Annotated in this window: 17 protein-coding genes; 6 read left to right on the top strand and 11 right to left on the bottom strand. The window is 37.3% G+C overall.

Annotation, left to right across the window (positions count from 1 at the left end; all coding sequences use genetic code 11):
• Positions 1-9: 9 nt before the first annotated feature.
• The 9 genes from ACGH47_RS10675 to pgk form a co-directional block, all read right to left on the bottom strand.
• Positions 10-324: an antibiotic biosynthesis monooxygenase family protein gene (locus tag ACGH47_RS10675; RefSeq protein ID WP_065559744.1), complete on the bottom strand. Its 315-nt coding sequence runs from the start codon at positions 322-324 to the stop codon at positions 10-12.
• A gap of 79 nt (positions 325-403) precedes the next feature.
• Positions 404-4,621: a DNA-directed RNA polymerase subunit beta' gene (gene rpoC, locus ACGH47_RS10670; RefSeq protein ID WP_065559745.1), complete on the bottom strand. Its 4,218-nt coding sequence runs from the start codon at positions 4,619-4,621 to the stop codon at positions 404-406.
• Positions 4,622-4,712: 91 nt separating this feature from the next.
• Positions 4,713-8,741 (bottom strand): DNA-directed RNA polymerase subunit beta, encoded by a 4,029-nt coding sequence (gene rpoB, locus ACGH47_RS10665; protein WP_065559746.1) that lies wholly within the window; start codon positions 8,739-8,741, stop codon positions 4,713-4,715.
• A 245-nt stretch (positions 8,742-8,986) separates the two neighbouring features.
• The gene (rplL, locus tag ACGH47_RS10660; protein WP_065559747.1) at positions 8,987-9,355 is read right to left on the bottom strand and encodes a 50S ribosomal protein L7/L12; all 369 of its coding nucleotides are present in this window, start codon (positions 9,353-9,355) and stop codon (positions 8,987-8,989) included.
• 58 nt (positions 9,356-9,413) lie between these two features.
• Entirely contained in the window at positions 9,414-9,911 is a 498-nt protein-coding gene (gene rplJ, locus ACGH47_RS10655; RefSeq protein ID WP_025316516.1) for a 50S ribosomal protein L10, read from the bottom strand.
• A gap of 234 nt (positions 9,912-10,145) precedes the next feature.
• The gene (gene rplA / locus ACGH47_RS10650) at positions 10,146-10,847 is read right to left on the bottom strand and encodes a 50S ribosomal protein L1 (protein WP_065559748.1); all 702 of its coding nucleotides are present in this window, start codon (positions 10,845-10,847) and stop codon (positions 10,146-10,148) included.
• Positions 10,848-10,850: 3 nt separating this feature from the next.
• Complete coding sequence (gene rplK, locus ACGH47_RS10645; protein ID WP_065559749.1) at positions 10,851-11,279, bottom strand: 50S ribosomal protein L11; 429 nt, start codon at positions 11,277-11,279, stop codon at positions 10,851-10,853.
• 175 nt (positions 11,280-11,454) lie between these two features.
• Positions 11,455-12,534: a class II fructose-bisphosphate aldolase gene (gene fbaA, locus ACGH47_RS10640; protein WP_065559750.1), complete on the bottom strand. Its 1,080-nt coding sequence runs from the start codon at positions 12,532-12,534 to the stop codon at positions 11,455-11,457.
• 74 nt (positions 12,535-12,608) lie between these two features.
• A complete protein-coding gene (gene pgk / locus ACGH47_RS10635; protein ID WP_065559751.1) occupies positions 12,609-13,772 on the bottom strand; it encodes a phosphoglycerate kinase in 1,164 nt (387 codons plus the stop codon).
• Positions 13,773-14,001: 229 nt separating this feature from the next.
• Here pgk and rpsT point away from each other — a divergent pair, with 229 nt between their 5' ends.
• The 4 genes from rpsT to dtd are packed head-to-tail and all read left to right on the top strand — an operon-like array spanning position 14,002 to position 16,261.
• Positions 14,002-14,265, top strand: coding sequence for a 30S ribosomal protein S20 (rpsT, locus tag ACGH47_RS10630; RefSeq protein WP_025316521.1), 264 nt, complete (start codon positions 14,002-14,004; stop codon positions 14,263-14,265).
• A gap of 34 nt (positions 14,266-14,299) precedes the next feature.
• On the top strand, positions 14,300-14,968 hold the full coding sequence (locus ACGH47_RS10625; RefSeq protein WP_411623384.1) for an SPOR domain-containing protein: 669 nt from the start codon (positions 14,300-14,302) through the stop codon (positions 14,966-14,968).
• Between the two features lie 8 nt (positions 14,969-14,976).
• On the top strand, positions 14,977-15,819 hold the full coding sequence (locus ACGH47_RS10620; protein ID WP_411623383.1) for a virulence factor BrkB family protein: 843 nt from the start codon (positions 14,977-14,979) through the stop codon (positions 15,817-15,819).
• 7 nt (positions 15,820-15,826) lie between these two features.
• Positions 15,827-16,261: a D-aminoacyl-tRNA deacylase gene (gene dtd, locus ACGH47_RS10615; RefSeq protein ID WP_411623382.1), complete on the top strand. Its 435-nt coding sequence runs from the start codon at positions 15,827-15,829 to the stop codon at positions 16,259-16,261.
• Between the two features lie 89 nt (positions 16,262-16,350).
• On the opposite strand, the gene ACGH47_RS10610 is transcribed toward dtd, so the two are convergent.
• Positions 16,351-17,730, bottom strand: coding sequence for a histidine-type phosphatase (locus ACGH47_RS10610; RefSeq protein WP_411623381.1), 1,380 nt, complete (start codon positions 17,728-17,730; stop codon positions 16,351-16,353).
• 269 nt (positions 17,731-17,999) lie between these two features.
• Here ACGH47_RS10610 and dauA point away from each other — a divergent pair, with 269 nt between their 5' ends.
• The gene (gene dauA, locus ACGH47_RS10605) at positions 18,000-19,673 is read left to right on the top strand and encodes a C4-dicarboxylic acid transporter DauA (protein WP_411623380.1); all 1,674 of its coding nucleotides are present in this window, start codon (positions 18,000-18,002) and stop codon (positions 19,671-19,673) included.
• Between the two features lie 187 nt (positions 19,674-19,860).
• Entirely contained in the window at positions 19,861-20,409 is a 549-nt protein-coding gene (locus ACGH47_RS10600; protein ID WP_220215987.1) for an HdeD family acid-resistance protein, read from the top strand.
• Positions 20,410-20,517: 108 nt separating this feature from the next.
• Here ACGH47_RS10600 and rsgA read toward each other — a convergent pair whose 3' ends face one another.
• Positions 20,518-21,546 (bottom strand): small ribosomal subunit biogenesis GTPase RsgA, encoded by a 1,029-nt coding sequence (rsgA, locus tag ACGH47_RS10595; RefSeq protein WP_411623379.1) that lies wholly within the window; start codon positions 21,544-21,546, stop codon positions 20,518-20,520.
• Between the last annotated feature and the right edge of the window lie 9 nt (positions 21,547-21,555).

The raw sequence follows: 21,555 nt of genomic DNA, 5'->3' as shown, positions 1-21,555 counted from the left end.
TCAAATTTATTATTTTAGTAAAACATCAAAACATTCTAATTGTGCCGGTTCAAAATAGATATCACTATTATTCGGTCGATTATTCGTATTACGATGAGTGTGTTTGAAGTGATCTGAGTTTACCCAAGCTTCAAAATCAGCCTTAGATTCCCACTCGGCAAATGAAGAAAATAAAGTATAATCCTGCTCAGTTTTTCCTTGTAGAAAGTAAAAGCGATTAAATCCTTTCATCTCTTTCAAATGACTATCACGATTACGCCATATGTCAATAAAAGTCTCTTCACTACCTCGTTTTATTTTAAAACGGTTCATAACAATATACATATAAAACTCCTTTCATTTCATTTGAGATAAAAAAATAGCACGTGCAATCACGTGCTATTTTAATAACTCGTCCTACTGACTATTGGTTTTCTTCTGCAGAATTAAGTAACTCAGCTAAGTTAGCTGTTGCTTCTTCAGCAGAAATTGTTGTTTGAATATCATCACTTGATGGCATTGCACGTTTACGTAAACGCTCTTTATGGTAAGCATAACCAGTACCAGCCGGAATCAATCGACCAACAATGACGTTTTCTTTTAAGCCACGTAATTCGTCGTTTTTACCAGCAACTGCTGCTTCGGTTAATACGCGAGTCGTTTCTTGGAACGATGCCGCAGAAATAAACGATTCAGTTGTTAATGATGCTTTAGTAATACCAAGTAGATCATGTAAATAAACAATTGGTTCTTTACCTTGTGCTTCAAGTTCACGATTAATAATCTTCAAGCGTGAAACTTCAAGTTGTTCACCGTCAAGTAGACGAGAACCACCTGGATGAATAACCGTTGCTTTACGCAGCATCTGACGAACGATAACTTCAATGTGCTTATCATTGATTTTTACACCTTGCAGGCGATAAACTTCTTGAACTTCGTTAACAATGTAACGTGTTACCGCATTTACACCACGTAGACGTAAGATATCATGTGCTGATTCAGGACCATCCGAAATCACATCACCACGTCCAACTTGTTCGCCTTCAAATACGTTAAGTTGACGCCATTTAGGAATCATCTCTTCATATGGTTCACTGCCATCTAATGGCGTGATGATCAAGCGACGTTTACCTTTGGTCTCTTTACCAAACGAAATAATACCATCAATTTCAGCAAGAATAGCTGATTCTTTCGGTTTACGAGCTTCAAATAGGTCAGCTACGCGTGGTAAACCACCGGTAATATCTTTAGTCCCTACAGAGGCTTGTGGAATACGTGCAAGCGTATCACCCACATTGATTTCTGCACCATCTTCTAATTGAACTAATGCTTTACCTGGTAAGAAGTATTGTGCAAGCATTTCAGTACCTGCAACATAGATATCTTTACCTTTAGCATCAACAATTTTGATTGCAGGACGTAAATCTTTACCTACACCTGTTCGCTCCGCGACATCTAAAATAACAATCGATGATAAACCTGTTAATTCGTCGGTTTGACGGGTAATAGTTTGACCATCAACCATATCAACAAATTTAACAAAGCCTTTCGCTTCAGAGATAACTGGCATTGTATGCGGATCCCAGTTAGCAACTGTTTCACCAGCATCGACTGCTGCACCATTACCTTTTGTTAAAATCGAACCATAAGGAACTTTGTAAGTCTCTTTCATTCGACCTAAATCATCGATAATCGTTAACTCAGCATTACGTGATGTAATAACCAATTTCTTGTCTGGGTTAGTCACAAATTTAGCATTAGTTAATTTAATACTACCTTTGTTTTTAACTTGAACACTTGATTCTGCTGCCGCTCTTGATGCCGCACCACCGATATGGAACGTACGCATGGTTAACTGTGTACCCGGCTCACCGATTGATTGAGCTGCGATAACACCGATTGCTTCACCTTTATTCACCAAGTGACCACGTGCTAAGTCACGACCATAACATTTCGCACAAACACCAAAATCAGTATCACACGAAACGACAGAACGGACTTTAACACTATCAACCGATTCAGCTTCTAGTAAATCACAATAGCTTTCATCAAGTAATGTGTTACGTGGAATCAAGATATCGGCACTGCCTGGTTTTAACACATCTTCAGCCGTTACACGACCTAATACACGTTCACGAAGTGGCTCTTTAACATCTCCACCTTCGATAACCGGTGTCATCACTACGCCTTCTAATGTGCCACAATCGTCTTCAATAACAACTAAATCTTGTGCAACATCAACTAAACGACGAGTCAAATAACCAGAGTTCGCCGTTTTTAACGCTGTATCAGCAAGACCTTTACGAGCACCATGGGTAGAAATAAAGTACTGAAGTACGTTTAATCCTTCACGGAAGTTTGCTGTAATTGGTGTTTCGATAATAGAGCCGTCCGGTTTTGCCATCAAACCACGCATCCCTGCTAACTGACGAATCTGTGCTGCAGAACCCCGCGCACCTGAGTCGGCCATCATATAAATGCTGTTGAAAGAAGATTGTACTTCTTCTTTACCTTCACGATTAATCACTTTTTCAGTTGATAAGTTATCCATCATGGCTTTTGCAACACGTTCATTGGCTGCTGCCCAGATATCGATAACTTTATTATAACGTTCACCTGCTGTGACTAAACCTGATTGGAATTGCTCTTGAATTTCAGCAACTTCAATTTCAGCTTCGTTGATGATTTGTAATTTCTTAGCCGGAATTTCCATATCATCAATACCAACTGAAACACCAGAACGTGCAGCATAAGCAAAACCGGTATACATCACTTGGTCAGCCAAAATAACGGTTTCTTTCATACCTAGTTGACGATAGCAAATATTCAAAATACGTGAAATTGCTTTTTTGCCAAGTGGTTGGTTAATCACTGAGTAACTCATCCCTTTTGGCATAATCAACCATAAAATAGCACGCCCAACAGTAGTATCAATAACTGAAGTTGTTTCTTCCCACTCACCAACACTATTACGTTGGCTTTCAGTGATACGCACTTTAACTTTAGCATGTAGCTCAACAAGACCTAAACGATACAGTTTTTCTGCTTCTTTAGGACCGGTTAAAATCATGCCTTCACCTTTCGCATTGACTTTATCACGAGTCATATAGTAAAGACCTAATACCACGTCCTGTGAAGGAACAATAATAGGCTCACCACTCGCAGGCGAAAGAATGTTGTTGGTTGACATCATTAACGCACGCGCTTCTAATTGCGCTTCTAACGTTAATGGTACGTGAACCGCCATTTGGTCACCATCGAAGTCAGCATTGAATGCCGCACAAACTAATGGATGTAACTGAATCGCTTTACCTTCAATTAAGATAGGTTCAAATGCTTGAATACCCAATCTGTGAAGTGTTGGTGCACGGTTTAGTAATACGGGATGTTCACGGATAACTTCATCTAAGATATCCCAAACAATCGCATCTTCACGTTCAACCATTTTCTTCGCAGCTTTGATGGTTGTTGCATAGCCACGACGCTCTAATTTACCGTAGATAAATGGTTTGAAAAGCTCAAGTGCCATTTTTTTCGGTAAACCACATTGATGTAAACGCAAGTATGGTCCCACTGTAATTACAGAACGACCTGAGTAGTCAACACGTTTACCTAATAGGTTTTGACGGAAACGACCTTGCTTACCTTTAATCATATCGGCAAGTGATTTTAATGGACGTTTGTTTGAACCGGTAATAGCACGACCACGGCGACCATTATCTAATAATGCGTCGACAGATTCTTGTAACATACGTTTTTCATTACGTACAATAATATCTGGCGCAGCTAAGTCTAATAAACGTTTTAAACGGTTATTACGGTTGATCACTCGACGATAAAGATCATTCAAATCTGATGTTGCAAAACGTCCACCATCAAGTGGTACTAATGGACGTAAATCTGGTGGCAACACAGGCAATACATTTAAGATCATCCATTCAGGTTTATTTTCTGATTGAATGAATGCTTCAATAATCTTAATGCGTTTAGTGATTTTCTTCCGTTTTGTTTCAGAGTTTGTTGTTGAAAGTTCGTCACGTAGTGCTTCACATTCCGCTTGTACATCAATATTACGCAACAACTCTTGGATAGCTTCGGCACCCATGCGAGCATCGAATTCATCACCAAACTCTTCTAACGCATCTAAATATTGCTCTTCTGTTAAGATTTGACCACGCTCTAAGTTGGTCATACCACCATCAAGAACCATAAATGATTCAAAATAAAGAACACGTTCGATATCACGAAGTGGCATATCTAACAATAAACCAATACGAGATGGTAATGATTTTAAAAACCAGATGTGTGCAGTTGGCGATGCAAGTTCAATATGCCCCATACGTTCACGACGTACTTTCGCTTGTGTTACTTCAACGCCACATTTTTCACAGATCACACCACGGTGTTTTAAACGTTTATATTTTCCACATAAACATTCATAGTCTTTAACTGGTCCAAAAATACGCGCACAAAACAATCCATCACGCTCTGGTTTGAACGTTCGATAGTTGATTGTTTCAGGTTTTTTAACTTCACCAAAAGACCATGAGCGAATCATATCAGGAGAGGCAAGACCTATCTTGATAGCATCAAAATCTTCTGTTTTTGTCTGTGCTTTTAGAAACTTTAGTAAGTCTTTCACAATTGGCTCCTATGGAGTTAAACCAATTAGATAACTTATTATTGCTAATAAGTTATCCCTATAAATAGAAATCATTTTTAATTAGTGAAGATTACTCTTCATCTAACTCGATATTAATACCTAGCGAACGAATCTCTTTTAACAATACATTAAATGATTCTGGAATCGCAGGTTCCATACGATGATCACCATCTACAATATTTTTATACATCTTAGTACGGCCGTTTACGTCATCTGATTTAACCGTTAGCATTTCTTGTAGTGTGTAAGCAGCACCATAAGCTTCAAGTGCCCATACTTCCATCTCACCGAAACGCTGACCACCAAATTGAGCTTTACCACCCAATGGCTGTTGAGTAACCAGACTATATGAACCTGTAGAACGTGCATGCATCTTATCATCAACTAAGTGATTTAATTTCAGCATGTACATATAACCTACCGTCACCGGACGTTCAAACTGTTCACCTGTACGACCATCATACAATGTAATTTGGCCTGAAGTCGGCAAATCACCCAATTCTAGTAATGACTTGATTTCTTGCTCTTTTGCACCATCAAACACTGGTGTAGCAAGTGGCATACCATTACGTAAATTTTGTGCCAATGTCATGACTTCTTGATCGGTAAATTCTGCAACATTTACTTTTTGTGCAGCACCTAAACCAAGATCGTATGCTTTTTGGATAAACTCACGTAATTTAGCAAGTTCTTGCTGTTCTTTAAGCATTGTATCAATTTTTTGACCAATACCTTTAGCCGCCATACCTAAGTGGGTTTCTAGGATCTGTCCAATGTTCATACGAGACGGAACCCCTAGTGGGTTTAACACGATATCGACTGGACGACCTTTGTCATCATATGGCATATCTTCAATTGGATTTATCTTAGAGATAACCCCTTTGTTACCATGACGACCCGCCATTTTATCACCAGGCTGAATTTGACGTTTAACCGCTAAGTAAACTTTAACAATTTTGAGCACACCAGGTTGTAAATCATCACCTTGTGTAATCTTCATGCGTTTAGCTTCAAGCTTTTTGTTAAACTCAAGTTTAATTTCTTCGTGCTGTTCAGCAAGTTGCTCTAACTGTGCTTGTTTGCTTTCGTTTGAAATACCGATTGTTAACCATTTTTCTCGTGGTAATGCATCTAATTTATCAGCTTTAATACCACCTGAAATCAACACATCACGAATACGCGCAAATAAAGCTGCTTCTAAGATTTTAAGCTCTTCAGTTAAATCTTTTCTTGCTTGTTTAAGTTGCATCTCTTCAATTTCAAGTGCACGTTTATCTTTTTGTACACCATCACGAGTGAAGACTTGGACATCAATAACCGTACCAGAAACACCATTTGGTACACGTAAAGACGTATCTTTAACATCAGATGCTTTTTCACCAAAAATTGCACGTAATAATTTTTCTTCTGGTGTTAATTGTGTTTCACCTTTAGGCGTCACTTTACCAACAAGAATATCACCACCTTTAACTTCAGCACCAATATAAACAATACCTGATTCATCTAATTTAGAAAGCGCAGCTTCACCCACATTTGGAATATCAGCTGTGATTTCTTCAGCACCTAATTTAGTATCACGAGATACACAAGATAACTCTTGAATATGGATCGAAGTGAAACGATCATCTTGCACCACTTTTTCAGAAACTAAAATAGAATCCTCAAAGTTATAACCATTCCATGGCATAAATGCCACGCGCATGTTTTGACCTAATGCAAGTTCACCTAAATCAGTTGATGGACCATCTGCAAGTACATCACCACGTTCAACTTTTTCGCCTAATTCCACACATGGAATTTGATTGATACAGGTATTTTGGTTAGAACGGGTATATTTAGTTAAGTTATAAATATCAATCCCTGTTTCACCCGCATACATTTCATCGGCATTGACATTGACTACGATACGTGACGCATCAACATATTGAACAGTACCACCACGACGAGCAACGGCTGTTACACCTGAGTCAACAGCTACCGCACGTTCCATACCGGTACCAACAAATGGTTTTTCCGCTTTTAATGTCGGAACTGCTTGACGTTGCATGTTTGCACCCATCAAAGCACGGTTCGCATCGTCATGTTCCAAGAATGGAATTAATGACGCACCAACCGACACGATTTGTTGTGTTGAAACGTCCATATAATGAACTTGTTCAGGACTATATAAGCCCGACTCACCATTTAAACGACAAGTCACTAAATCTTCTTTAAAGCGACCTTCTTCATCAAGGTTTGAGTTTGCCTGTGCAATAACAAATTCACTTTCGTCAATCGCTGATAAATAATTAATTTCATCAGTCACAACACCGTCAATCACTCGACGATATGGTGTTTCTAAGAAACCATACTCATTAGTACGAGAATAGACCGCTAACGAGTTAATCAAACCGATGTTTGGACCTTCAGGCGTTTCAATCGGACATACACGACCATAATGAGTTGGATGTACGTCACGGACTTCAAAGCCTGCTCGCTCACGAGTTAAACCACCTGGACCTAATGCAGAAATACGACGTTTATGCGTAATTTCAGATAATGGATTGTTTTGATCCATAAACTGAGATAACTGGCTAGAACCAAAGAACTCACGGATTGCCGCTGAAATTGGTTTAGCATTAATCATATCTTGTGGCATTAATGAATCAAGATCACCTAAAGATAAACGCTCTTTTACGGCTCTTTCAACACGTACTAAACCAATACGGAATTGGTTTTCTGCCATTTCACCAACGCTACGAATACGACGATTACCTAAGTGGTCGATATCATCAACATCGCCATGACCATTACGAATACTGATTAATTTCTTCATAACGTCAACGATATCATCTTTAGTTAAGACGCTTTGACCTTCAATATCATCACGACCTAAAGAACGATTAAATTTCATTCGACCAACCGCTGATAAATCATAACGTTCATCAGAGAAAAATAAGTTGTCAAATAACGCTTCTGCAGCTTCTTTTGTTGGTGGCTCACCTGGTCGCATCATGCGATAAATTTCAACTAATGCACCTAAACGATCGCGTGTTGAATCAACATTTAATGTTTCAGAGATAAACGCCCCATGATCAAGATCATTGGTGAATAATGTTTCAATTTTTTTGTAGCCTGCATTCGTTAATTCTAATAACAATTCTAATGAAATTGGTGTATTAGCAAATGCAATGACTTCACCTGTCGCGTCATTGACATAGTTTTTAGCAAGCACTTTATTAACGATGTATTCAACAGGTACATCAATTTTGCTTACTTTATCTTTTTCTAATTCACGAATATGACGTGCAGTAATACGGCGACCTTTTTCAGCGTACACTTTACCTTTTGATTCAATATCAAATAAGGCTGTTTCACCACGTAAACGCTCTGGGACTAAATCCATTTTTAATTTAGATTTGCCAACTTCAAAAATGGTCTTCTCAAAGAAGATATTTAAAATTTCTTCTGTTTCATAACCTAATGCGCGCAAAATAATTGTTGCTGGAAGTTTACGACGACGGTCAATACGAGCAAAAAGATTGTCTTTTGGATCAAATTCGAAATCAAGCCAAGAGCCACGATAAGGAATAATCCGAGCATTATATAAAACTTTACCAGAAGAGTGTGTTTTACCTTTATCACTATCAAAGAACACACCTGGACTACGATGTAATTGTGAAACGATTACCCGTTCGGTACCATTGATTACAAATGTTCCATTGTCCGTCATTAAAGGAATTTCGCCCATGTAGACGTCTTGCTCTTTAATATCTTTTACAGTTCCTTCTGGTGCATCTTTATCATAAATAACTAAACGTAATTTTACGCGCAACGGTGCTGAGTAAGTGATCCCTCTAATTTGACATTCTTTTACATCAAACACAGGTTCGCCCATCTTAAAGCTCACGTATTGTAACTCAGCATTACCACTATAACTTTTTATCGGAAATATTGAACGAAAAGCGGCTTCTAAACCATACTGACCTTCTGGATCTTGCTCAATAAATTTCTGGAACGAATCAAGTTGAATAGAAAGAAGATACGGTATATCCAAGACTTGTGGACGCTTACCAAAATTCTTACGAATTCGTTTTTTCTCGGTATAAGAGTAAACCATTAGTTCCTCAACTTGCTTATCTGCTATTTTAGCATGATTAAATATTCATCAGGAGCACTTCAATCGAATAATAACGCCTGACACCTCATCGAAAATATCTATAAATATCAATTGATTAGGCTTAATAAATATACTATTTCTTTATTGCTTTTTATTGATAGTCTTCAAATAAAATTCTTCGACTTTTTACAGCGCAAAAAGGCTGGAGGTAAAACCCCCAGCCATTTAGCTTGCTATCGATTAACTTATTTAAGTTCGACAGCTGCACCAGATTCTTCAAGTGCCTTTTTAAGTTCTTCAGCATCAGCTTTGCTAACACCTTCTTTAACTGTTGCAGGAGCTGATTCAACAAGATCTTTAGCTTCTTTTAAGCCTAAACCAGTTGCACCACGAACTGCTTTGATAACAGCTACTTTATTTGCACCAACATCTTTTAAGATTACATCAAATTCAGTTTTCTCTTCAGCTGCTTCAGCTGGACCTGCTGCTGCAACTGCAACTGCTGCTGCTGCAGAAACACCGAATTTTTCTTCCATCATAGATACTAGTTCAACAACGTCCATTACAGACATTTCAGCAACTGCATCTAAAATTTGTTCTTTAGTGATAGACATAATATAGTTTCCCAAATTTACAATTTTTAATTAATAAAATTCGTCATCATACTGCTAATTAAGCAGCTTCTTTTTGATCACGAACAGCTGCAAGAGTACGAACCAATTTGCCTGCTGCGGCTTCTTTCATGGTTGACATCAAGCGAGCTAATGCTTCTTCATAAGTAGGTAATGTTGCTAAGCGATCAATGTTCGCTGCAGTAATTAACTCACCTTCAAAGGCTGCGGCTTTAATCTCAAATTTATCGTTTTCTTTTGCAAACGCTTTAAAAATACGCGCAGCAGCACCTGGGTGCTCGTTTGAAAACGCAATTAGAGTAGGACCAACAAACGTATCTTTTAAACACTCATATTGAGTGCCCTCTACAACACGGCGTAATAGCGTATTACGAACAACACGCATATAAACACCCGCTTCACGAGCAGATTTACGTAATGCAGTCATTTTTTCTACAGTTACGCCACGAGAATCGGCAACAACTGCAGATAGCGCACCTTTGGCGATTTCATTAACTTCAGCAACAATTTCTTGTTTATTTTGAAGATTTAGTGCCATTGGTTTTGCTCCTGGATTAAAACTAGGCAAAGCCTAGACTTATTTAAACTAACTATAACAATATAGTTAGCACAACCACGATGAGCAGAATTCCTGTATTATATCTTATCAGGTTCTGTCACCGTCTACGTAGGAAAATTAAGTAATTAAACGTCAATTACACCTACGGTCTTGGACGGGGTCTGGTTAAGGCCAGACACCAACCGATTTTTTTGTTTAATTAATAATGATTAATTAAACAGATGCATTCAATGTTGTTTGATCGATAGCAACACCAGCGCCCATAGTAGTAGAAAGACTTACTTTCTTCACAAAGACACCTTTAGAAGATGCTGGTTTTGCACGTTTTAACGCAACAAGTAATGCTTCTAAATTTTCTTTAAGTTTAGCTGCATCAAAATCAGCTTTACCGATAGTAGTATGGATAATACCATTTTTATCGTTACGGTAACGGATTTGACCTGCTTTCGCATTTTTTACTGCTTCAGCAACGTTAGGCGTTACGGTACCTACTTTAGGGTTTGGCATTAAACCACGTGGTCCTAAAATTTGACCTAATTGACCAACTACACGCATAGCGTCTGGCGATGCGATAACAACATCAAAATTCATTTCGCCTTTTTTGATTTGATCCGCAAGATCGTCCATACCAACTAATTCAGCACCCGCTTCTTTAGCTGCTTCTGCATTTGCACCTTGTGTAAACACAGCTACACGAACGCTACGACCAGTACCATGTGGCAATACAATTGCACCACGAACATTTTGGTCTGATTTACGTGAATCAATACCTAAATTTACAGCAACATCAACGCTTTCAGTAAATTTAGCAGTCGCAAGCTCTTTTAATAAAGCAATTGCTTCGTTGATTTCATATTGTTTAGTTGCATTCACTTTTTCGCGGATAAGTTTAGCTTTCTTAGATAATTTAGCCATCGATTAACCCTCCACTTCCAAGCCCATTGAACGAGCGGTTCCTTCAATAGAACGCATCATTGATTCAATGGTAGCACCATTCATATCTGCAGCTTTTAATTCAGCGATTTCGCGAATTTGAGCACTCGTTACTTTACCTACTTTTTTCTTGTTAGGCTCACCTGAACCAGACTTGATTTTAGCAGCTTTCTTCAATAATACTGCCGCAGGAGGAGTCTTAGTAACAAAGGTGAATGAACGGTCTGAATAGACTGAAATAACAACTGGAATAGGTAGACCTTTTTCCATGCTTTCTGTTTTCGCATTAAATGCTTTACAGAATTCCATGATATTAACACCATGTTGACCAAGTGCTGGACCAACTGGTGGACTAGGATTTGCTGCACCAGCTGCAACTTGCAACTTGATGTAAGCCTGTACTTTTTTTGCCATTTTTTGGTTTCCTTCTCTCGGGTGCAAACGCTTCTATTATATAAATAGACAGCTCCCCTAAGTTAAATGAGGGCAGAATTATCCTACAATTGATATACAAATGCAAGATTTATTTTATGAACAATTAATACAAAGTAGGAGATTCCCCACTTTGTATTAAAAATGAAAACGTTAATTAAAGTACGTTAACAGCGTTAAGTTCTTTAAATGCAAGTTCTAAACGAGCAACTAAAGAATCTTGACCTTTACGTAACCAAACACGTGGATCATAGTATTTTTTGTTTGGCGCATCAGGTCCTTCAGGATTACCTAATTGACCTTGTAAATAAGCTTCATTAGCTTTGTAGTAATCTAAAATACCCGCCCAGTTAGCCCATTGAGTATCGGTATCGATATTCATTTTGATAACACCATAACTAACTGCTTCTGCAATTTCTTCAGGTGTTGAGCCTGAACCACCATGGAATACAAAATTCAGTGATTTTTCAGGTAAGTTAAATTTTTCTGATACGTATTTCTGTGAGTTATCTAAAATTTTTGGTGTTAATTTAACATTACCTGGTTTGTAAACACCATGCACGTTACCAAATGATGCAGCGATAGTGAAACGAGGACTAATTTCGCTTAAACGCTCATAAGCATAAGCTACATCTTCAGGTTGAGTATAAAGTGCTGAACTATCCATATGGCTGTTATCCACACCATCTTCTTCACCACCAGTACAACCTAATTCTAACTCTAATGTCATTTTCATTGCAGACATACGAGCAAGATACTGACAACAAATATCAATGTTATCTTTTAATGTTTCTTCTGACAGGTCGATCATATGTGAAGAAAATAGTGGTTTACCAGTTTTAGCAAAGTGAGTTTCACCAGCATCAAGTAAGCCATCAACCCATGGAAGTAATTTTCTTGCACAGTGGTCAGTGTGAACAATCACTGGTACACCATATTTTTCAGCCATTAAATGAACATGTTTTGCACCAGAAATAGCACCTAGTACTGCACATTCTTGTCCTTCTAATTTAAGACCTTTACCAGCGATGAACTGTGCACCACCATTTGAGAATTGAACAATAACAGGAGAACCTACTTTTGCCGCTGTTTCAATTACCGCATTAATTGTGTTGGTATCAACACAGTTAACTGCTGGTAAAGCAAAGTTATTTTCACGAGCGATTTGAAATACTTTTTGAACATCATCACCAGTTACAACACCGGGTTTAACGACATCAGAAATCTTTGTAGCCATTTTATTACCTATGATTTAATTATTATAAAAAATAAAGGATGAGTAATCATCTCATCCTTTTTACTGAATCTATATTATGCTTTTGCTCTCGCTTCTAACATTGCAACAGCAGGAAGTTTTTTACCTTCAACAAACTCAAGGAAGGCACCTCCACCAGTTGAGATGTAAGAAATTTTATCTTCAATTCCAAATAAGTCAATTGCAGCTAACGTATCACCACCACCGGCAATTGAAAAACCTTCACTATCAGCAATTGCTTTAGCAACAATTTCAGTTCCACGACGGAAATTAGGGAATTCAAATACACCAACTGGACCATTCCATAATATGGTTTTCGCTTTTTTAATAATATCAGCTAATGCTTCAGCTGATTTATCACCTAAATCAAGAATTTGTTCATTTTCTTTAACATCAGAAACTGATTTTTCTGTAGCCGTTGCTGTTTCACTAAATTCAGTCGCAACACGTACATCAGTTGGAACAGGAATATGGCAGTTAGCCATCAATTTTTTCGCTTCCGGGATTAAATCCGCTTCATATAGCGATTTACCTACATTATAACCTTCAGCCGCAATGAAGGTATTAGCAATACCACCACCGACAATAATTTGATCAGCGATTTTTGAAAGCGAATCAAGTACAGTAAGTTTAGTTGATACTTTAGAACCTGCAACAATCGCAACCATTGGACGAGCCGGATTATCAAGTGCTTTACCTAACGCATCAAGTTCCGCAGCTAATAAAGGACCAGCACATGCGATAGGTGCAAATTTACCCACACCATGCGTTGAAGCTTGAGCACGGTGAGCTGTTCCAAATGCATCCATTACATAGATATCACAAAGTGCGGCATACTTTTTAGATAACGTTTCATCATCTTTACCTTCACCCACATTGAAACGTACATTTTCAAGAACAACTAACTCGCCTTCTTTAACATCTACGCCATCAAGGTAATCTTTAACAAGACGGACAGGAAATGAAACATGTTCTTTTAAGTAATCAACGACTGGTTGCAATGAGAATTCAGGGTTATATTCTCCCTCTGTTGGACGACCAATGTGAGAAGTCACCATCACTTTAGCGCCTTTTTTGATTGCTTCTTCAATTGTCGGTAATGATGCCTTGATACGTGCATCAGAAGTGACTTTACCATTTTTGACTGGTACATTAAGATCTGAACGAATAAATAAACGTTTCCCTTTTAGATCAAGATCTTGCATTCTAATAACAGACATGAGACTTCCTCTTAATAAAAAAATATAAATAAAAATAAACTTCATGTATTCTAACATAAAAATTCTTTTTAGGTTATAGCGATTATTGTTCAAATAGTAAACGTTTGTCATCAATGTGTAATTTATAAATTGCAAATTTTTTATGTAACGGCATTGACAACTGGCAGAAAATCAGGCATATTTTGCCGCCTTATTAATATGTAATTTTATTTAAACTTGGGAGTTGACTTTGGCTAATATCAAATCAGCTAAAAAACGTGCGGTTCAATCCGAAAAACGCCGTAAACATAATGCTAGTAACCGTTCAATGATGCGTACTTATATCAAGAAAGTTTACGCAGCTGTTGCAGCTGGTGATAAACAAACAGCTGAAGTAGCATTCAAAGACATGCAAGCAGTTGTTGACCGTCAAGCGGCTCGTGGCTTAATCCACAAAAATAAAGCTGCACGTCATAAAGCAAATTTAATTAAACAGATTAAAGCATTGGCTTAATGCCCGAATCTGTTAACTATTGTAGTTAAAGAAAATGCTAAAAAGTGGTGTAAGCCACTTTTTTTATTTGTATAATAATCAGTTATTCCATATCAATAAAAAAAGAATAAGAGAGTATATTGTGGTTCAGCGTGATTATGTGAGAAGAAAAAGTCGACCGAAAAAAAACAAATCAAGCTTTATGCCAAAATTTATGATATTTATGGCAATTGTTCTTATTGTCTTATTTTCCACCATTCTCTATTTAATTACCAATAATAAACCTAACAAACCCGTTGAACAACCAAAAGTCAAAACGCCTCCACCTGCCGTTACCTTACCAGAGCAACCTCAGGAACGTTGGACATACCTTAAAGCGCTAGAAACACCCAATGCCAGTTCAAACGCAACATCGAATTCAGTTGCAAGCGAACGGCAACAAATTTTAGATAGTTTTGCGAATAACACCAATACACGATCGAATACCAATCAAACCTCATCGACAACAACGAAATGGACATTACAATGTGGTGCTTTTAAGGAAAAAGCCAATGCGGACACCCTAAAAGCTCAACTTGCTATGACAGGTATAAATGGTAATATTTCTTCTGGTCAGTTATATCGCGTTACAGCTGGGCCCTATACTAGCAAAAGCGAAGCTGATAAGGCGTTGAACTCATTAAAAAATAGTGGGATCAATAATTGTATTCTTTCTAACAAATAGAAAAAACCATGAAAACATTTCAGCAGATAACGTTGTTCTTAAAAATGTTGTGGGCTAAAATCAATCAGGATCAGTTGACCACATCCTCTGCCAGCCTTGCCTATACCACAATACTGGCACTTGTTCCGCTTATCACTGTTATTTTTTCATTATTATCCGCTTTTCCAATGTTTGATGAAATTAGCCTATCGCTAAAACAGCTCATTTACAGTAATCTCGTGCCTACAGCAAGTGATACCATTCAAAATTACTTAGAACAATTTATCACCAATACTAAAAAGATGACGGTAGTGGGTATAGTTGGATTAATCGTTACCTCATTATTGCTTATTAACTCAATTAATAGTGCGCTTAATCATATTTGGAGAACGAAACGCAAACGCTCATTTATGTATAATCTAACTATGTACTGGACAATATTGACTTTGGGGCCTATTTTAGCGGGCTCAAGTGTAGCGGTCAGTTCGTATATATTTTCGTTAAACTGGTTATCAACTGGAGCAACGGGGAATATTATGCTGAGTAGTTTACCGTTTATTATTTCTGTCGTTGGATTTTGGTTACTTTACAGTATTATCCCTACTGAATCCGTTCCTTTTAAAGAGTCATTCATTGGTGCGATTGTTGCAGCAATATTATTTGAAATAGGTAAACGTGCCTTTGCGTTTTATGTAAGTTCATTTCCAACTTATCAGTTAATCTATGGCGTAGTATCTTCTATTCCAATCATGCTTGTTTGGATTTACTGTTCTTGGTGTATTGTCTTATTTGGCGCTGAATTTGCAGCAACCTTAACCGAATTTAACCGTCCTAAAAAACGAATATCGGATAACCAAACTCAACCGGAGTAATATTTTTATGATCGCCTTAATCCAACGTGTTAAACAAGCTTCTGTCACTGTTGAAGATCAGATTATTGGAAAAATTAATCATGGGTTGTTGATATTACTCGGCGTCGAGCAAGATGATGATGAACAAAAAGCAATTCGATTATGTGAAAAAGTCCTTGGCTACCGTATTTTTAGTGACAGTGACGGCAAGATGAACCTTAATGTTAATCAAGCTCAAGGGGAAGTTCTTGTTGTATCCCAATTTACTTTAGTTGCAGATACCCAAAAAGGAATGCGTCCAAGCTTTACCAAAGGGGCTAAACCAGAAGATGCCAATAAACTGTATCAATTCTTTGTTGAGCAATGCCAAAAGAATATTAAGACGCAAACTGGTCAGTTTGCAGCAGATATGCAAGTATCATTAATTAATGATGGTCCGGTAACCTTCTGGCTTCAGGTTTAGTCATTTGACGGATCATAGGCTTATGCAGAAATAGTTTCTACTTTACCTAATTCAGTAAAACAGTCATTTACCATATGCTCAATCTAGAATCATTTTAATTTTTTAAGCATATCGATATCGGATTGATTTTCATTTAAGCCTAATTGATTTAATTTATTGGTATAATACTGTTTAACATCCTGCCAACGATAATAAGGATATTGTTGGGTACTAATTGGCAGATGGACTTCTTGTTCATTTAATAAGATTTTAACCAGTATCGGATGATGTGGTTGTTCACTTTTATAAAAAATCCATTGTATATTGGCGCCCATAGGAATAATTTTTTCTGCATGCCAGACAGTCGGATAATCAAATAGCGTCTTGGCAACTTTTGTTGTACCCTCAATTTCCATTAGCGTTGCAAACGGAGAAAGCGTCTCTGCATGGGCAAAACGCAAATTAGCATCAACATTATTATTGGTAATTGCGTTATCGGCTGTCATTAGCATATTCCTTAATAAAGGTGCAGCAATTTTAATTTGAATACCATTGGCATCAAATGCCGGACCAATTTGTAAATAATTTTTGGCAGTGACAACCGTATTAAACCACGCATTTGCTTCCTCTGAAAAATAATCATCAAAATTAAGTTGATGATTAACTAATACCTCTGTGGGTAATGCCTGTAACTCTTGATAGAGTTGATAAACGGCCAGACTAAAATCTTCGGTTTTAATCGAATTATATTCACCAATATCCATTCCAACATTTAATTTTTCAATAAAATCAAGGGTAAAAAATTTCATAGCAACTGTTTGACTCAGTGCGATAGTTTTAGGTGAAAATTTAATTTCTTTTAAAGCATTTTTAACCGCTTTACTCTGTTTATATTTATCATAAGCAGGCGAATAGTTAAAAAAGCGTAACAACGTTTGTTCATTTTCGGGCTGGGTCGTGACTTGAACATGAGGATACTTTTCTTTAAACGGTTGAACAAAAATTTCAGCCGTCTCTTTAGCTCTAGGCGACGTAGATGAAATCACCGCAATGTTATGTCCTTTAAAGACAGTTGGATTGTTTTTTAACATCCGTTGACTGATGAGACCAATATCTTGACGCCCTAAATCGGTTAGCTCTCCATAGTGATTATTATTCAACTGTTTAATATACAAAACTTGCTTGAGTAGCAATTTTCCACTATCAGTAAGTTGATTATCTTTGTCGGCTAATAATAATGTGTGATAAGCAATCTCTTCATATTTTGATTTACTAATATAGCGAGAACCATGGCGACCGATGTGATTAATATAAAATGCTTGATAGCCTTTTGGAACAGGGGTAATGGTTTGTTTAGTATCATAATGATAGGCCGTCTTTGAGCCTGCTAGTTGTGGTAATGCAAAACAAAATGAAGAGAAAGCAAGTAACATAATTGCACCTATTCCCCTAGAAGAATGAAAAAACACGTTTTGATTAATTACTACCATACATTGCTCCTGCTAATCATACCATATCAAGAAAAGCGAATGGGTCTACGACATTATTTTTAAACGATACTGGTATCAAATCAATAGAAAAAAGCATCTTAGAAACAATTTACAAAATCATTCCTAATAAACTTATTTATACCTCAATTGAAAAAGCCTAACGCAATTAAATGACAATATAAATTATTTTAATAACACTCTTTTAATTTTTGTAAAAAAGATTATCTTAGTAAGCATTTCAAAAAACTTCTATTAGTCGAATAAAAATAATGAAATTATATGGCATAACTGGCACCAAAATTTGTTGCGCTTTTATCGCAGCGTGCATAAAAGATCGTTACACATCTACCCGTTTTTTTAAGGATTTAATTGCTGGTATTACGGTTGGTATTATTGCTATACCATTAGCCATGGCTTTAGCAATAGCGAGTGGTGTTCCACCACAACATGGGCTTTACACCGCAATAATTGCAGGTGTTGTCATTGCATTAACCGGAGGTTCACGCTTCAGCGTATCGGGCCCAACAGCGGCATTTGTCGTGATTTTATATCCCGTTTCATTACAATTTGGTTTGTCTGGATTACTTGTTGCGACCTTATTATCCGGTGTCTTTCTAATAATCATGGGAGTAATTCGACTTGGTCGATTAATTGAATATATTCCTTTACCTGTTGTTTTAGGCTTTACCTCTGGCATTGCGATAACTATCGCCACCATGCAAATCAAAGATTTTTTTGGTTTAACACTTGAACACATGCCGGAAAGTTATATCAGCAAAGTAACCGCTTTAGTTAAAACCTTTCCAACTATTAATTTTGCCGATACTTTAGTGGGGATTGTAACACTGATAGTACTGATTGTATGGCCGAAACTTCGAATAAAAATATCTGGGCATTTACCTGCATTAATAACGGGTATTTTGGTCATGTTTATTTTGAATCAATTTGGCTATGAAATTGAAACTATCGGTTCTCGATTTACCTATATTTTACCTGATAATAGCATCGGTCATGGTATCCCGTCCGTTTTACCCGAATTTATCTTACCTTGGCAGCACGCTGATTTTGAATGGGATTGGTCAATGTTATCCGCTCTGCTTCCAATTTCGCTTACAATGGCAATGCTATGCGCGATTGAATCATTATTATGTGCCGTCGTATTAGATGAAATGACCCATACAAAACATCACTCAAATAGTGAACTTATCGGACAAGGATTAGGCAATATTATTGCGCCGTTTTTTGGAGGGATTTCAGCAACAGCCGCTATAGCCCGTTCCGCTGCTAATGTCAAAGCAGGCGCAACATCACCTATTGCTGCCGTGCTGCATTCGATTGTAGTATTGCTTGCCCTCATTTGTTTTGCACCATTATTATCCTATATACCTTTATCAGCAATGGCTGCCTTGTTATTAATTGTGGCATGGAATATGAGCGCTGTGCAACGAGTGATATATATAATTAAATGCGCACCTAAAGATGATATTTTAATCATGCTTATTTGCATGTCTTTAACCGTATTATTTGATATGGTTATTGCTATAACACTTGGCATAGTGTTAGCTTCAATCCTATTTATGCGTCGTATTGCACACATGACACGATTGGTTGAACTCAATCGAAGCAGTGAAAAAACATTAGTACTTCGCATTAATGGACCACTATTTTTTGCCGCCGCTGAACGTACCTTTTCCGAAATCTATCAGAAGATAAATGGCTATGAGCACATCGTATTACAGTGGGATGCGGTGCCTATTCTTGATGCGGGTGGGCTTAATGCATTACGCCATTTTGTTGATGAATTGCCAGCACAAGTAGATTTATCTATTTGTGAATTACAATTCCAACCATTGAAAACATTAGCCAGAGCCAAGTTTATACCGATTTCGAATAAATTAATGTTTTATTCAACATTAGATGAAGCACTGAAAGATAAAAATTAAAAGGACAATTAGTTTTATTATATTGATTAATTATTATACGTAAAGAAAATAGTACGCATTTTCTTTGCATATTTAGCATTACCTCCGTCATGCTTTCTTTTCGCTCGCTAAAAACGTCTGGCAAGTTTGAATTGAAAGGCTATGTTGATTACAACCGAAAGTTAACCATATAAAATAGGAATTTAATATGATATCTACTGAAAATAACACTCAAGATCTTAAACAAAAAACAGGCTGGTTTATTTTTATCGGTGTGATTTTAATTATTTTGGGATGCTTAGCATTAGGCTACCAGTTTATTGCAACTGTCTTTTCTGTTTACTTTATCGGTTCATTACTTTTAATTGCAGGTATTGCACAAATAATACATGCCTTTAATATTAAAGGATTTGGTCAAACAGCCTTATGGGCGGTAATGGGCATTTTGTATATCTTTATCGGATTAATGGCGTATTTCCAACCTATTGCCGTTTCTTCTGCATTTACATTACTGATTTCACTCTTACTGGTTATCAGTGGGTTTACACAAATATTTGCTTCATTAAATAACCGAGAAATACCACGTTGGGGATGGATTTTAGCATCGGGGATTATTACGCTAATTTTAGGTTTAATGATTATTGCCGGCTGGCCATACGATAGTCTTTGGGTATTGGGCATGTTTTTAGGAATTGACCTTATTTTCCAAGGTTGGGCGTATGTTGCTATCGGTTTTGCACTTAAAAAGCGCCAATAGTTAAAATAGCTAATCTGATTGCTCATAATCATGTGTTTTGAGATTATGAGCAATGTTTTCTAACTCATTCAAGCTCACTGTCATTTTCTGAACGTATTGAAAAGCAGGCTATTTATAGCTTTTATTTGTTTTAGCCTTCACATCCTTCATGGATAGTAAAATACGATGATAATTATCAAGCCTCGATGGTGCTATTTTTCCTTCTTGTACCGCTTTTTGTAACAAACATCCTGGTGTATTTGAGTGATTACAATCACGGAATTGACACCCGCCTAAATAATCATCAAACTCTATAAAGCCATGAATAACTTGTTCAGGTTCAAGATGCCACAATCCAAATTCACGAATCCCCGGCGAATCAATAATATCGCCACCATTGGGTAGATGATAAAGCCGTGTAGAGGTTGTAGTATGTTGACCAAGACCCGATAATTCAGAGATATCGCCTGTTAAAGCTGATTGTGCCTGTTCAGGCAATAACAGATTAATAATGCTTGATTTACCTACGCCAGACTGACCAACCAAAATAGACACTTTTCCTTGCAACGCATCTTGCAAAGGGGCTAACCCTTGCTGATTTTGACAAGAGACAAACAATAACGGATAACCAATATCCCGATAAATTGATAACTGCTTTTCAATCTCCGTACGCTGTTCAGGGGTAAGTAAATCAATTTTATTTAACACAATTATGGGCTGAATATTGGTTGCTTCACAAGCCACTAAATAACGATCAATAATGTTCAAGGATAATTCCGGTAAAACTGCCGATATAATGACAATCTGATCGACATTGGCTGCGACAGGTTTTACACCGTCATAAAAATCCGGACGCACCAATTCTGAGTGTCGAGGATGTACTGCCTCAATAATACCATTAGTATTGGGTTCCAAACTCTCTCGCCATATTACTTTATCACCGGTAACCAACGACGGTAAGGTACGGCGAATACTGCAACGATAAATTAGTCCAGTATCATCTTCGACGTCAGCGGATTTACCATAACGACTCACAACGACACCTTCACGCGGCAACGAAAAACTCGACAAGTTGTCATCTTGTCTTGTCTCTAATCGTTGCTGATGTTTAGCAGCTACACGCCTTTTTTGATTTTTTGATAATTGATTTTTTGCCACAGTTACGAA

The sequence above is a fragment of the Gilliamella sp. CG16 genome (assembly GCF_046635785.1).
GTDB lineage: Bacteria > Pseudomonadota > Gammaproteobacteria > Enterobacterales > Orbaceae > Gilliamella > Gilliamella apicola_I.
Note: the sequence above shows the minus strand (reverse complement) of the source record. Positions and strands in the feature narration are given on the sequence as shown.